The sequence below is a fragment of the Paenibacillus sp. P3E genome (genome assembly GCF_001909045.1).
GTDB classification, from domain to species: Bacteria; Bacillota; Bacilli; order Paenibacillales; family Paenibacillaceae; genus Paenibacillus_AQ; species Paenibacillus_AQ helianthi.
The window spans coordinates 37,822-51,182 of sequence record NZ_LVWH01000166.1 but is presented as its reverse complement, the minus strand read 5'-3'; the positions used below and the strand labels follow the sequence as shown (position 1 = coordinate 51,182).

Genomic DNA, 13,361 nt, shown 5'->3' with positions numbered 1-13,361 from the left:
ATTCACATTGTAGAGTAGATTATTAGAATATAGTTAGCACAATGCTAATATGAAACAGCACAAATTGAAGGTGAGGGATACGCATGCTTCTGCCTTTCCGCCTGTGCGCGGATGATCTGAACCCACGGCTGCCGCTGGCCCTGTACAATATTGGTTGCCACGTGCAGCATCCTATCTACCGCCCGTCCGGTTATCTTGTGCCGCAGTGTTTCATCGCATTCAGAGGCAAAGGCAGGGTACGCTTCAAGGATGGGAAAAGCCTGACTATCGGCGCCGGTCAGGCGCTGATCCTGCCGGCGGGGCAGCCTCATGAATACTATGCGCTCCCTGGTGAACCCTGGCTGATTGGGTATATCGGGTTCAAGGGTAGGATTGCGGAGGAACTGGTAACCGGCTGCGGCTTGCCTTTCAGCACAGGGATCCGTCTGACAGACGCGGAGGCCCTGATGAACCCTCTGAAACAGCTATGGGAGCTTGCGGATCAATCCGAAACCGCGCGGGCCGCATATATCTCCGGTAGGCTCTATGAATTTGTCCTGTTGCTGTCGGAGATGGCTGAGCTCTCCTCTGGTCCTCATTCTCTTCCGGCCAGCAGCCCTGCACAGGAAGCATTGCGCCGCGCCGCCGGGTATATGCAGGAACACTTCACCGAAACGCTGCAAATGTCCAACATAGCCCATGTTGTGGGATACTCGGTACAGCACTTCATGCGGATTTTCCGTGAGGCCTACGGCATTACTCCACATGCATATTTACAGGGCCTGCGTCTGAATCAAGCCGTGAGGTGGATGGAGGAGCATCCGGACATGCCCATCAAAGAAATCGCCGGCCGCCTGGGGCTGGAGCCCAATTATTTTATCCGTGCCTTCAAGAAGGCTTACGGGACAGCACCGGGAATGTACCGGGGGAATCTATCGAGTAAGGCTGACTTTAACACAAACCAAGACTTTTAGATTGGTGCCTGATGCAACTTGAATGATTGCCCAACCATTCCTTTCCCCATAATGCCTGCTTCGCCGAATTCAGAGGTATTTCTACCTCACATTTCCCCATATTGCCTGTCTGTGCCGAATTCAAAGGTACTTGTACCCCACATTTCCCCATATTGCCTGTCTGTGCCGAATTCAAAGGTATTTCTACCTCACATTTCCTCATTTTGCCTGACTGCGCTGAATTCAGAGGCACTTTTACCTCTGATCTCTTGAGCAGCAAAAAAAGCCCAAGCGATGATCCAGCTAATCGCTCGGGCTTTGGGGCGGATATTCTGTTCTGTTCAGTAGTGTTCGGCTCAACTCTTCGGCTCAGAGCTTTTCGCTAACCGCTCCATTCGCCGCTACACGGGCATTGAACGAGAGCTGGTTCATCCGATTGATCGTATCTTTGTTATAGGCTTCCCCCATAAAATTGGGCTGTCCGCCGATGATCTTGACCGGAGTGATTCTGCCGTTTACACCGCTGTCACTGATCTCAAAGTTAACCAGCATAGAGTGAAGTGTCTTGTCACCGCCGCGTGTTGAACGGTTGAACACAAAATTGCCCAGCGAATAATAGATCGGCTTGTGCTTGTAGTATTCAATCCCCATCAGGCAGTGGCTATGAGCACCGATAATGATATCCGCACCACTGTCGATCATCTGCTTCGCGAGCTTGCGGGCGTAATTCTCAGGGTAATCCTTGAACTCATTGTTCCAGTGGATGTATACAATAGTGTAGTCATTCTCTTTGGCCGATTTCTGGATTGCGCTCATCAGCGGTTCAGGCGTATAGGCCGAAGCTGCGCCCGGACGGTTCTTGCCTGCATACCACGAAGGGCTAGAGAGCACGCGGCTTACACCGAGCATGGCGATCTTTTTTCCTTTTACCGTCTGGGTGAAGGGTCTAAAAGCCTCATTAATGTTCTTGCCTGCGCCGGTATGCCCGATCTTGTATTTGTCGAGATGAACGAGTGTATCCAGCATAGCGTCCTGTCCGAAATCCAGAATATGATTGTTCGCAACGGTCACACCGTCAATCCCCGCATAATTCAGTCCCGCAAGAGCTGTTGGCTTGGAACGGAATGCAAAGGTCTTCTCGGCTACCTTCCCTCTCACCGATACCGGTGTCTCCAGGTTGGCAAAGGCAATATCTGCTTTCTTCAGAACAGGCGCTACCTTGGCAAAAGGAAAGTTCACTCCGTACTTGGCGATCTGGTCGCCGACAAAACCATCCAGCAGGATGTCTCCTGCAAAAACAAGATTAACCTTATCATCTGCGGAAGCAGCTTGACTGAAAACAGCCGGTGCAGGAATCAGCAAAAGTACTATTAATGTTAATATGATGACTGTAAATCTGCGCAAAATCTTTTGACCCCTCTCTATTGGTTAACCTCCCGTTATTCTACTATATTAAAAGAGGGATATCCAAATAAAGGGTAGATCCTAGAGTCTCGCCTTTTTAAGCACGGCCCGAAAACAGCTCAGCCCGCCCCACTGCTCCGTACGCACGGCATCCGCCGGAAGCTTGAAATCCGTCTCCCCCCAGTACTCAAATCCGGCCTGCAGCAGCACTTCATTTATCCGCAAAAGATTTACGGTCGGATAGTCAAAAGTTAATACCAGCAGACCCTCTTCATTCAACGTGCGGTGAAATTCCCTAACGGCTCGTACAGAATCCTCCAAAGAGAGGTGCTCCAGAACCGAGATGCAGAAGATCGTATCAAAGAACTCGTTCTCATAAGGCAGTGAAGTCAGATTGGCCTGGGCCAGGTGGAGGCGGTTCGTCCGCGCTGCTCCCGCCAGCAGTGCCGCTTCCTCCCCGATATCGCCTGAAATTTCTTCCATGATGGCATCTCTGGACAGAATTCTTGCATCCATGTCACAGGCATGAACCTCCGCACTGTAACTGGCAAGATAGAACTTGAGCGGATGGGAGATCCCGCAGGCGGCATCCAGCACCACATCATGCGGGGAAACGAAATTCGTGCACCATTCATATTCATAGGGCCGGCTCCACCAGGATTCCGGCAAATCGTAAACAAGCTTATCGCGGCGGGCATCGGCATTGACAAAAAAACGGGAAACATACGGATGTGTAGGCATAGGCCAGGACTCCTTTAGAGGAAATTCGGTAGTGAGAGTATATTCAGGAATCCCCGTTTCATGCCATCATACGTAAAAGGAGAGCGGCTTCGCTTCAACACCATGCTTCGCAATCAGGTTATCCACCATAGTACCCCATTCAGTGTCGATGGTGCACAGCTCCGGATGCTGTTCGAACCATTCCACAGACCGCTTGATGCCTTCGGCAAAAGGAACGGTTGCGGCAAATTCCGGCACCAATCGCTTAATCTTGCTGTTGTCGAATACACTGCTCACCGCCTGGTCACCGATCAGTCCATCTGCTGTTCCCGGCGGGGTAAAGGCCGTGATAAAATCGGTGGAAATATGCACAACCTGTGGTTCATGTCCAGCCGCCTTCCCGATAGCCGCATAGATCTGGTTCCAGTTCAGCGACTCGTCGGAAGTAATATGAACCGCTTCTCCGATCGTTCCGGGTCGCCCCAGCAGGCCGACAAAGCCCTTCGCGAAATCTGTGTTATGGGTCAGGGTCCACAGCGATGTTCCATCTCCATGAATCACGACCGGCAGACCTTTGCGGATTCGGTCGACCAGCGACCAGGGATGCGCCCAGCTAGTTAGGGCTGCCGGTATCGCCGTTACCCCGTAAGTATGGGAGGGACGGACGATAGTAGCTGGAAAACCGCTATTTGTATAGGCTTTCAGCAGTAGCTGCTCACAAGCGATTTTGTCGCGGGAATACTGCCAATAAGGATTCGCAAGCGGGGTCTCCTCGGTGATCAGATAATTCTGCTGCGGCTTCTGATAAGCTGAAGCGGAGCTGATAAAGATATACTGCTTCGTCTTGCCTGTGAACAGTTGTATATCATTCTGTACATGCTCAGGAGTAAAAGCGATCCAGTCCACCACCACGTCGAACTCATAGCTGTCCAGTACCTCAGCGGCTTCCTGCGGATGGCGGATATCGCCTTGAATCACTTTAGCGCCCTCCGGTACGAATTCGTCCCGCTGGCCGCGGTTGAACAGATACAGCTCTATGCCCCGTTCTACTGCCAGCTTGGAGACCGCCTCGCTGATTAGTCCTGTACCGCCGATAAATAGTACCTTCACCGGTCACCCTCCTTTTCCTTAGCTGATTATGGCTTCAATCGCTGTCAGAACATCATCGGATAGTTCGATGCCGGAAGCCTGCACATTCTCTTCCACCTGCTCTGGTCGGCTGGCGCCTACCAGGGCGCTCGCGACATTCGGCTGCCGCAGAATCCAGGCCAGGGCCAGATTGCCGACAGAAATATTCAGCTCAGCGGCGATTGTACCCAGTTCACGGACCTTGGCAATCTTCTCCTCGGTAATCCCCTTACGCATCCAGTCCAGCTTCGCCGCGCGGCTGTCCTCCGGAATGTCGGAGACCGAGCTGTATTTTCCGGTCAACAGGCCTTGGGCCAGCGGGGAGAACACGACCTGTCCGATGCCCTTACGCAGCCCCAGCGGAATAATCTCTTTTTCGATATAACGTTCGAACATATTGTAGACCGGCTGATTGACCACGATGTGGTCCAGCAGATAACGGTCGGCAACGGCCAGTGCTTCCGCCATTTGTGCGGCCGTCCATTCACTTACACCCACATAGAGTACCTTACCCTGACGGACCAGATCATCCAGCGCGCGCAGCGTTTCCTCAATAGGTGTCTCCGGATCATATCGGTGGCAGTACAGCAGATCCACGTAATCTTCTCCCAGCCGTTTCAGACTGGCATGGCACTGCTCTGTAATATGCTTGCGGGACAAGCCGCGGTCATTGGGCCCGTCTCCCATGACACCGAACACTTTGGTAGCCAGCACGTAGGATTCACGGGGAAAACCGCGCAGCGTTTCACCCAGCACCTTTTCGGCCGCGCCTTTCTCATACACATTTGCCGTATCAAAAAAATTAACGCCCAAACCGTAAGCGGTCTCAATAGCTTTAACAGCATTGTCCCGCTCTACATAACCCCCATAGGTCAGCCAGCTTCCCAAGCTGATCTCACTCACCTTAAGTCCGGTTCCACCCAATCTGCGGTATTTCATCTTGTACATGCTCCTCTCGATATCCGGCTCTTGTCCGGCAAAATAGCGCTTCATATCCATTTTAAAATAGTTTGTATGGAATATATAGCTCCCAATATTTTTGAGTTATGGGCATATGCCGTGATCACAATAGGTTACAGTCCATAGACTGTTGTCGAGATATGATTTGAGGAGGCTATCCATGGATACAAACTATCAGCAACTCGCTTGGAACTGCATGAATAAATACGTCGGTATCACTACTACTGACGGACAGAATTTTGACGGGTTTATTGCTCATATTGATCAGGACTATGTTACACTGGCCATTCCTTCGAACGAAATGATGGGACAAATGAACGGAATGCCTGCCAATGCGTCTACTTATAGACAATTTGGATACTACCCGGGCTTCTATCCACGCCGCCGCTTTTATCCGAGACGCGTACCTTTTGGTGCCATCACCGCATTGTTCCTGCTTCCATTTTTCATCTAATGATGCAGCGGGCATAGCTTCTGTATAGGTTATACGAGTATAAACAGCCAACTCAAAAACGGCGCGCCAATGGAGTACCGGCGCGCCCTTTCGTCAGTCTACTTGTCCTATTCTACAGCTCCGACCAGTTCAGCGTAAGTTCAATAACACCCTTCTGCGAGGTCAATGGCCCGCCGATTAGCGACCATTCTTCCTGCTTCCCGGTATTCGTTCCCTGGATAATCAGGTTCTTCTCATCCATAGTTTGGCTGGCACCGGTCAGATTCTGAGTTCCTGTAAGGTACCAAACAGCAGCAACACCGCATTCATGTACAGTTCTTTCTATTATAAGTTCTTAACCATAAGCACATGAGGGATTCCATCTTCCATGAAAACGGGTGAACCCGTCTCATACCCCAGCTTCTGATAAAAGCCTTCAGCCTGCTTCTGGCCATGCAGCTTGGCTTGCCGAAGTCCCTGTTCCGCCGCCATTTTCTCCAGTGTTGCGATAAGAACAGAACCCAGACCGCTTTTGCGGTATGGGGCAAGGAGACAGATCCGTTCCAGCTTGGCCCAGCCGTCTACATTCCGAAGTCTGGCCGTTCCCACAGCTGTCTCTTCCTGATAGATCAATATATGCTCAGCAGCCTGCTCATGTTGATCAAATTCATCGGCCAGCGCCACACCCTGCTCCTCCACAAACACTTCCCGCCTAATCCTAAAAGCTTCCTGCAGCCCTTCTTCGGTGACAACCCGGTCTACCCGCATATTCTCAATCCTCTCCTTCCTCACGTTTGCTTAATGCCCGCCCAGAAAATCTCCCAGATATCCTTCAAGCGCCGCTCGAATTCTTCGTGATTGTAAAAAAACATCTGCATGGAAATCCCATCCTGCAAACAATAATAAGCCGATAGCAGACTTTCCGTGTGCTGCCGCCGAATCTGTCCGGTATTCATGCCTTCCTCAAAAATAGCCCGGTAAAAGGCGGAGGACTGCTTCTCCATCATTGATATCTGCTGCTCCAGCATCTCCTGAAAGAAAGGCGCCGGAAATTGAACACTTCTTTTGTAAAAAGAGGTCAATATGGGATGCTCCACCCTATAATAGTAGGTCCGGTACACAATCCCGCGCAGCCTCGCCTCCACAGGTGTACCCGGAATGCCCTTGAACAACTGGTCCAGAAACTCAATATAGTGCCGGGCCATTTCCTGAAAAGCTGCTAGAAACAAATCTTCTTTTTTAGGAAAATAGGTTGCAATGGACTGTTTTTTAATGCCAACAGCCTGGGCTATCCCAGCCAGTGATGCACCCTCAAAGCCTTTTTCGGCAAATTGTGCTATAGCGGCTTGCAAAATAGCATTAGCAGTCATAATGGCTCACCTCCCTGACGACCGTCAGGCAATTATCACATGCTCCTTCTTTTCTGTCAACGAAACCACATATCAAAAAAGCTGTTGACCGGCTTATAAATGAACATTACCAGATACAGCGGGCTGGGGACTTTGATTTTGTTCAACGAACAGTAGACCGCAGCAATGCCCAGGATCCAGTACAGCACCCAGACCAGGCGGTCACGGGGTCTGCCTTTCTGCTTCAGCAAAGGGAGATCGATGACAACACAACCTGCCGCAATCACCAGAAAGAACAGCAACATCATTACGCTCACTCCTTGATATCACCAATAAAAGACTTGTCCGTAACGCCGATCCGGGTAATCGACACACTGGCACTGTAATGAATAGGCAGCGACTTCAGGTAATCATCTCCCTTTTGCTGCCGCAGTCTGGCCCAGACCTTCGGTTTAGCACGGTAGATCAGCTGGCCAAAGCCCATGATATCCGCATTGTAATCCTCATTGATCTGCTCAACAGCAGATTTCATCCGCGAGATAATCCGCTCTTCCGTTTTCTTCACCAGCTTTGTGATTACCTTCTCCGACTCCAGATTATCTCGGCTCTCCACCTCTTCAATGTTGCACTCCGCTTTTACATGAATGTAGATATGCGGCTCACCGCCGATTACTTTTACTTTACGTTTCGTGGATGTGTGCAGCGCCTCAATAACAATCGGCCGGCCATCGTCTCCTGGTATTGGCCCCGAGGATTTGACAACTTTGTTAGTGATGTAATTATAGCCAATCGCCTCATTATCGCTTAACCACCCGATCATCTTGTCCCTCTTGAATACAGCTACACTGTGGTAACGCAATATGGTTTTTGGAGTACTCTCATCGAGATTGCTTTTCTTGCTACCCTCATTAGCACTGCCAGACACCTCGACGCCGGCCAATACCGGATTTACTCCCTCATAGATCATGTCTTCAATAAATTGGTACAGCGGGACAGCGACGGTCTTCGCGGATTCCTTATAGGCTTTGTCCATGGCACTAAACAATTTATTCGCCGGTATTTTGTCCAGCGGGGTAAGAACCTTCAGGACCTCTTCTGCGGTAGTACCTTTCGCGACCATAACATAGTAATCATTTCGCGGTTCCCGGCTTCTGTTCAGCACATCAAGTGTTTCGGCAATACCTGCCCGGGCGAGTTCCTCTCCGATCACCAGTACGCGGATATGCCCTTTGTAGCCTGATCTCGAACTGATAAGACTGTGCTTTCGGTCTGCTTCATAAATGGTCGGTACTGTGAAGCTGGATACAACCACTGGCACCCCGCCGCCTCCTGATCCTCCAACCGTCTGTGAGGAAATCGCAGAAGGAATAACCTCCTGCATGGTGACCTTGTAGCCGGATTCAGCCTTGTCCAGCCCCATCGCCAGTATAAAAGCCATTTCATTCAACTCCTTTCTTTCCCAGCAGCCGCTGAGCAGCAGGGGTCCGAGAAGAGCAAACAGCAGCAAAGAAAAAGTTCTACCTTTTTTAGGGTCCATAAACAGTCCTCACTTGGTTGTGTCTTGACGGTTAAGGTTTTGAATTTTACTGTTTGCCGGTCTGCTCTTCAAGAGCGGCCAGGGGAAGCGGAAGAGCGAATCCTTGAGATTATTGGATTGGTATGGAGCAATTGGACTCATATACGGCATCCCGAAGGAACGCAGGCTTGCCAAATGCATCACGACGATAAAGACACCGCACAAAATGCCATACAATCCGATAAAGCCAGCCAGAACGATAAATGCAAAACGCATGATTCTCGCCGCAATGGCCATTCCCGTTTCAGGGATGACAAAGCTGGAAATAGCTGTAATGGATACAATAATGACCATCGCCGAGGAGATAAAGCCCGCCGAAACTGCCGCCTGGCCGATTACCAGCGTACCGACAATCGAGATCGCCTGCCCTATGTTCTTCGGAATTCTCACCCCCGCTTCCCGTAAAATCTCATAAATCAATTCCATCAGCAATGCCTCCACGAACGCCGGAAAGGGAACGCTCTCCCTTTGTGCCGCAAGGCTGATGACAAGAGTAGTAGGGATCATCTCCTGATGATAAGTAGTAACTGCCACATAAAGCGACGGCGCAAGCATGGTAATGAAAAAGGATAAGAATCGGATGAAACGCAGCAAGGAACCAATATCCGCCCGCTGATAGTAATCTTCTGCAGATTGAAAAAAGGCAACAAAAAAAGTGGGCACCAGCAGAACAAACGGCGTACCGTCAACAAGAATCGCCACTTTGCCCTCAAGGATTCCTGCCGCGATCGTATCCGGGCGGTCACTGTTATAAATGGTCGGGAAAGGTGTGGCCACTGTATCCTGAATCAATTCCTCGATATATCCGCTCTCCAGAATGCCGTCTATATCAATTTTGCCCAACCGGCGTTTTACCTCCTGTACCAGATCAGGGCTTGCAATGTGAGTGAGATACATAATGGACACACTGGTCTGGGTCACCCTGCCAATCTCAACAGTCTCCAGCCATAGCTGGCTGTCTTTGATTTTCCTCCGGATCAGCGCCGTGTTCGTCCGTAAATTCTCCGTGAATCCTTCCATCGGACCCCGTACAACCGTCTGTGAGCTTGGTTCGCTTACATTGCGGTCCTCCCACCCGGGCAGCCCGATCCGCAGAGCACTTGAAATTCCATCCACCATCACCATCACATTGCCTGACAACAACTGATGAACGAATGGTTTCAAGTCATGGGTGACGGACATATCTCCTGCCATCAGTATGCGTTTGTGCAGAAGATCAAGTTTCTGCCCCGCATCCAGATCTTTCAGCCGATCCGGGGTACAGCCTTCCTGAAGCGAAAAGAGTATGGAATTATGCAGCACCTGGGTATCCACAAGACCGTCTATATATATCACGGCGATTTGCGTATAAGGATCCGGCTGCAGTTCTTTAATCAACAGATCGGTGCTTTTCCCGAGAAGCTGAACCAACTGCATCTGATTATCCTTAAGACAGGGTGACAATGTGCCAAAGTTCATATCTTTCAATTCGCATCCTCCACTTTCCACGAATAAGTGTACCTAGTATGATTCGGAAATTGATAATTATCCCTGTCTATCATTATTTATGTCTGGGATGCATAATTGTGGAAGATATTTGCATGCTAAGGAAAGGAAAAAAAGTGGCTGAAGGACCGTTTGCAGCCGATACGGAGGAATCTCATGAGTCTTGAAAAGGACCGGATCAGTACGGCTCAATTGATCATTCTAGGGCTTTTTACGCTTATTGGGGATATGGCGCTTGTCTATCCTTCAATCATGACCACAGGAGCCCACGAGGATGCATGGATTGCCGGACTTATCAGTATTCCGCTGGGACTGGCAACTGCTAAATTAATGATATCCGCCGCAAATATCAATCCAAATAAAACCATTATCGAGCTATCCACGCAAATTTTGGGGAAATGGGTGGGCGGAGCAGTAGCGGTGAGTTATTTATTCTTTTTCCTGATGGCAGCATCCACTTATGTCAGGGAAATTGAAGACTTCATGTGTACACAAATTTACGAGGGTACACCCGGCGGAGTGATCCGCTTCATGGCAATTGTTCTGCTGGTGTACGGCATCAGGCTGGGTTTGGAAAATCTGGGCCGGTCCGCGCAGATTTTCCTTCCATTTTTTGCGGTTTTTTTAATCTGCCTAATCGTCCTGCTGTTTCCCGATGTCGAAATGGAGCGGATTCATCCTGTTTTGCATACACCTCTTCCTGACATGTTGCATACCATTTTGTTCGGCATCTTTTACCCGTTCGGGGAACTGTGTGTGTTCTTCATGATCTATCCGTTTGCCCAAAAACATAGTAAAACCAGCCGGGACATTTTTATAACCTTATTCATCGCATCTATTAGTCTTAACCTGATTTTGTTTCTCTCTCTGACGATACTTGGGGTTTATTTTTCCGAGCATGTATTCTATGCAGCTTATGTTCTTGCCCAAAGAGTCAACATTGGCAATTTTCTGCAGCGGATTGAAGCGCTGATGGCCACCACATGGATTATAAGCACATACTTCAAAACAGCGCTTTACTTCTACGCCTTTGTCCTGGGGACAGCGCAACTGCTGAAACTGAAAACCTACAAGCCCCTGATCTTTCCTGTAGGATTTCTGATTTACGGCATGTCGAATCTGCTGGCCAAAGATATTATTTTCTACATTAAGGAAGTCACCCCTAGCTGGTTGGATTGGGACATCACCTACGCTTTGGTCTTCCCGTCACTCCTGCTCATTGTTTATCATATCAGGAAGCGCTTCGGCCACAACGCCAGGCAGTAGCAGCCTTCATGTTGAAATACAGGATAAGATGACCGATGGGAGTACCTTGGGTAAACTAGAGACTTTTTGTAATAACTAAATACAAATTCCTAATGCTCGTTGAGCTGATCCTGCGTCCATGTCTATAATATAAGTTAATGTGAACGCATTCATACTTATAAAAAGCGAGGCTGGTCGAAGTGAAAGACAAAAACAGGATCATTGCTGCCGGCAATAACGAAGGCCCTACGGCACCTAAAGACCCGGTGGAGAAAAGAAGCGGCTTTTTCATATTATTTGAAACAGCTATTGAGGCGACTGCCAGGGCCGAAGGCCGGCCTTCGCAGGAAATCTATCTGGACGGCAGCTATTTGATTGACAAGGCCAAATATATTGGCGGCGTTACGGATGAAGAGATGCTGGCTCTACTGGGCAGTTGGGCAGGATTTCGCAAATTAGTCCACAGTATCGGTGTCTCCGTCAAGGCGAACAGCGGGGAGGCAGCAGTTTCTTTTCTTCTGCAGAACTGGGGCAGAACGAGCAAGTATGAGACAGGCACCCGCCTGCTTGTTCCATGCCCGAATGACGGAACAGAAATGGTGCTCAGGCTGGAGGATATCGAGTGGGCAGAGGAGGATGACATCCCCGGCAAATTCGCCTTTGAGTTCAGCCACGAAGGCGAGCTGGCAACGGCAAGCATTATGTTCTATCTGAACGACGGATATACTGCGCCTGAGCTTATAGCCGAGCCGCCGGTTGCATACGGTTCCAAGGAATACCGGGACATGATCGCGAAGTCCTTCATGCATTCAGGAAATAATAAAAGATTGAAATCCGCCATAGATAAAGCATTACGGGGTGAGGATGTTACGATCGCTTTCATCGGAGGGTCTATTACTCAGGGTGCGGGGGCGAAGCCGATACATACAGAATGTTATGCCTATCAATCTTATGTAAGATTCAAGGAACTGTTCGGCCGGGACGGGGGAGAGAACATTCACTATGTAAAAGCCGGTGTAGGGGGTACACCCTCGGAACTTGGAGTGATCCGCTATGATAGTGACATTCTTAGAGACGGCGCCGTAATGCCGGACATCGTGGTGGTTGAATTTGCAGTCAATGACGAGGGGGATGAAACGAAGGGCAATTGCTACGAAAGCCTCTGCCTGAAAATTCTTTCTGCGCGTAACCAGCCTGCCGTAATTCTGCTGTTCAGCGTGTTTGTGAATGACTGGAACCTGCAGGAACGGCTTTCACCTGTAGGCCTGCACTATAATCTTCCCATGGTGAGCGTAAAGGACGCGGTGACCGGGCAGTTCCGCCTGAGCAAGGCTGAGGGCAACATCATATCGAAACGGCAATTTTTCTATGACATCTACCATCCTACTAATGATGGTCACCGGGTCATGGCGGATTGTCTCGCCTACTTGTTCTCTGAAACCTATAAATCGGATATGGACGATGAGGATATCACGTTGGATCAACAGCCGGTTCTCGGGAATGATTTTGCCGGGACCCGTTTGCTGGACCGCAAGAGCCATACAGGCGCTGTCATCGAAGCGGGTGGATTTACGGGTACGGATACAGAACTGCAGATGGTCGAAATGGATCTGAGCCCGGTTGGGACGCCCGAATTCCCCTATAACTGGATGCATACGGCAGCGTCCGGGCCGGACAACTTCAAGCTGAGTATAACCAGTAGAAACCTTATCCTGGTATACAAGGATTCGGGCAGCTCCGAGTTCGGTAAAGCGGAGATTTTCGTAGATGGCAAGCTGGCAGTCACCGCTGATCCGCATGAGAACAACTGGACACACTGCAATCCGGTGATTCTCTATCAGAATGAGCATAGCCAGGAGCATGTAATCGAAATTCAAATGGCGCCTGATGATCGGGATAAATGCTTTACTATTCTGGGTTTTGGATATAACGCTTAGACCTTCCTCAATGGGGAGTCAACCAACGGTAAACCCTAAAATAAATTCCTTTTCCCGGTGGTCATTCTGCTGGGGAAGGGAATTTTTTATTACCAGCTTACTAGGATTATGAACGGGGGCAAACTATCGATTCCGTAATTTTATCAGATATGCTATAATTTGCCTGCCTCTATTCTATCTATATAATAGGAG

The 13,361-nt window shown here is 49.6% G+C and carries 14 protein-coding genes; 4 read left to right on the top strand and 10 right to left on the bottom strand.

Features of this window, described 5'->3' with window-relative positions; genetic code table 11:
• The first annotated feature begins 83 nt into the window (after nt 1–83).
• Nucleotides 84–953 carry an AraC family transcriptional regulator gene (locus A3842_RS15980; RefSeq protein ID WP_083609611.1) on the top strand — a complete coding sequence of 290 codons (870 nt, stop codon included), beginning with the start codon at nt 84–86 and terminating at the stop codon, nt 951–953.
• A gap of 348 nt (nt 954–1,301) precedes the next feature.
• Here the strand turns inward: A3842_RS15980 and A3842_RS15975 are convergent, their stop codons facing one another.
• The 4 genes from A3842_RS15975 to A3842_RS15960 all read right to left on the bottom strand — a co-directional run bounded on the left by A3842_RS15975 (nt 1,302) and on the right by A3842_RS15960 (nt 5,123).
• Nucleotides 1,302–2,294 (bottom strand): CapA family protein, encoded by a 993-nt coding sequence (locus tag A3842_RS15975; protein ID WP_425270599.1) that lies wholly within the window; start codon nt 2,292–2,294, stop codon nt 1,302–1,304.
• Nucleotides 2,295–2,417: 123 nt separating this feature from the next.
• Nucleotides 2,418–3,077 carry a class I SAM-dependent methyltransferase gene (locus tag A3842_RS15970; protein WP_074083937.1) on the bottom strand — a complete coding sequence of 220 codons (660 nt, stop codon included), beginning with the start codon at nt 3,075–3,077 and terminating at the stop codon, nt 2,418–2,420.
• Nucleotides 3,078–3,143: 66 nt separating this feature from the next.
• On the bottom strand, nt 3,144–4,166 hold the full coding sequence (locus tag A3842_RS15965) for an SDR family oxidoreductase (protein ID WP_074102042.1): 1,023 nt from the start codon (nt 4,164–4,166) through the stop codon (nt 3,144–3,146).
• An 18-nt stretch (nt 4,167–4,184) separates the two neighbouring features.
• Nucleotides 4,185–5,123: an aldo/keto reductase family protein gene (locus A3842_RS15960; protein ID WP_074102053.1), complete on the bottom strand. Its 939-nt coding sequence runs from the start codon at nt 5,121–5,123 to the stop codon at nt 4,185–4,187.
• A gap of 181 nt (nt 5,124–5,304) precedes the next feature.
• On the opposite strand from A3842_RS15960, the gene A3842_RS15955 reads away from it, so the two are divergent.
• Nucleotides 5,305–5,598 (top strand): phosphatidylinositol kinase, encoded by a 294-nt coding sequence (locus A3842_RS15955; RefSeq protein WP_074083935.1) that lies wholly within the window; start codon nt 5,305–5,307, stop codon nt 5,596–5,598.
• A 112-nt stretch (nt 5,599–5,710) separates the two neighbouring features.
• On the opposite strand, the gene A3842_RS33340 is transcribed toward A3842_RS15955, so the two are convergent.
• From A3842_RS33340 to A3842_RS15930, 6 genes are all read right to left on the bottom strand, one after another.
• Nucleotides 5,711–5,839 carry a hypothetical protein gene (locus tag A3842_RS33340; RefSeq protein WP_256701716.1) on the bottom strand — a complete coding sequence of 43 codons (129 nt, stop codon included), beginning with the start codon at nt 5,837–5,839 and terminating at the stop codon, nt 5,711–5,713.
• Between the two features lie 83 nt (nt 5,840–5,922).
• Nucleotides 5,923–6,345: a GNAT family N-acetyltransferase gene (locus A3842_RS15950; RefSeq protein ID WP_074102041.1), complete on the bottom strand. Its 423-nt coding sequence runs from the start codon at nt 6,343–6,345 to the stop codon at nt 5,923–5,925.
• A gap of 20 nt (nt 6,346–6,365) precedes the next feature.
• Entirely contained in the window at nt 6,366–6,947 is a 582-nt protein-coding gene (locus tag A3842_RS15945) for a TetR/AcrR family transcriptional regulator (protein WP_074102040.1), read from the bottom strand.
• 56 nt (nt 6,948–7,003) lie between these two features.
• Complete coding sequence (locus A3842_RS15940; RefSeq protein WP_074102039.1) at nt 7,004–7,234, bottom strand: hypothetical protein; 231 nt, start codon at nt 7,232–7,234, stop codon at nt 7,004–7,006.
• 5 nt (nt 7,235–7,239) lie between these two features.
• Nucleotides 7,240–8,463, bottom strand: coding sequence for a Ger(x)C family spore germination protein (locus A3842_RS15935; protein WP_074083931.1), 1,224 nt, complete (start codon nt 8,461–8,463; stop codon nt 7,240–7,242).
• A 9-nt stretch (nt 8,464–8,472) separates the two neighbouring features.
• Nucleotides 8,473–9,960 (bottom strand): spore germination protein, encoded by a 1,488-nt coding sequence (locus tag A3842_RS15930; protein ID WP_074102052.1) that lies wholly within the window; start codon nt 9,958–9,960, stop codon nt 8,473–8,475.
• A 183-nt stretch (nt 9,961–10,143) separates the two neighbouring features.
• On the opposite strand from A3842_RS15930, the gene A3842_RS15925 reads away from it, so the two are divergent.
• Both A3842_RS15925 and A3842_RS15920 read left to right on the top strand, forming a co-directional pair.
• Nucleotides 10,144–11,253: a GerAB/ArcD/ProY family transporter gene (locus A3842_RS15925; protein ID WP_074102038.1), complete on the top strand. Its 1,110-nt coding sequence runs from the start codon at nt 10,144–10,146 to the stop codon at nt 11,251–11,253.
• Nucleotides 11,254–11,432: 179 nt separating this feature from the next.
• Nucleotides 11,433–13,169: an SGNH/GDSL hydrolase family protein gene (locus A3842_RS15920; RefSeq protein ID WP_083609609.1), complete on the top strand. Its 1,737-nt coding sequence runs from the start codon at nt 11,433–11,435 to the stop codon at nt 13,167–13,169.
• Nucleotides 13,170–13,361 lie beyond the last annotated feature (192 nt).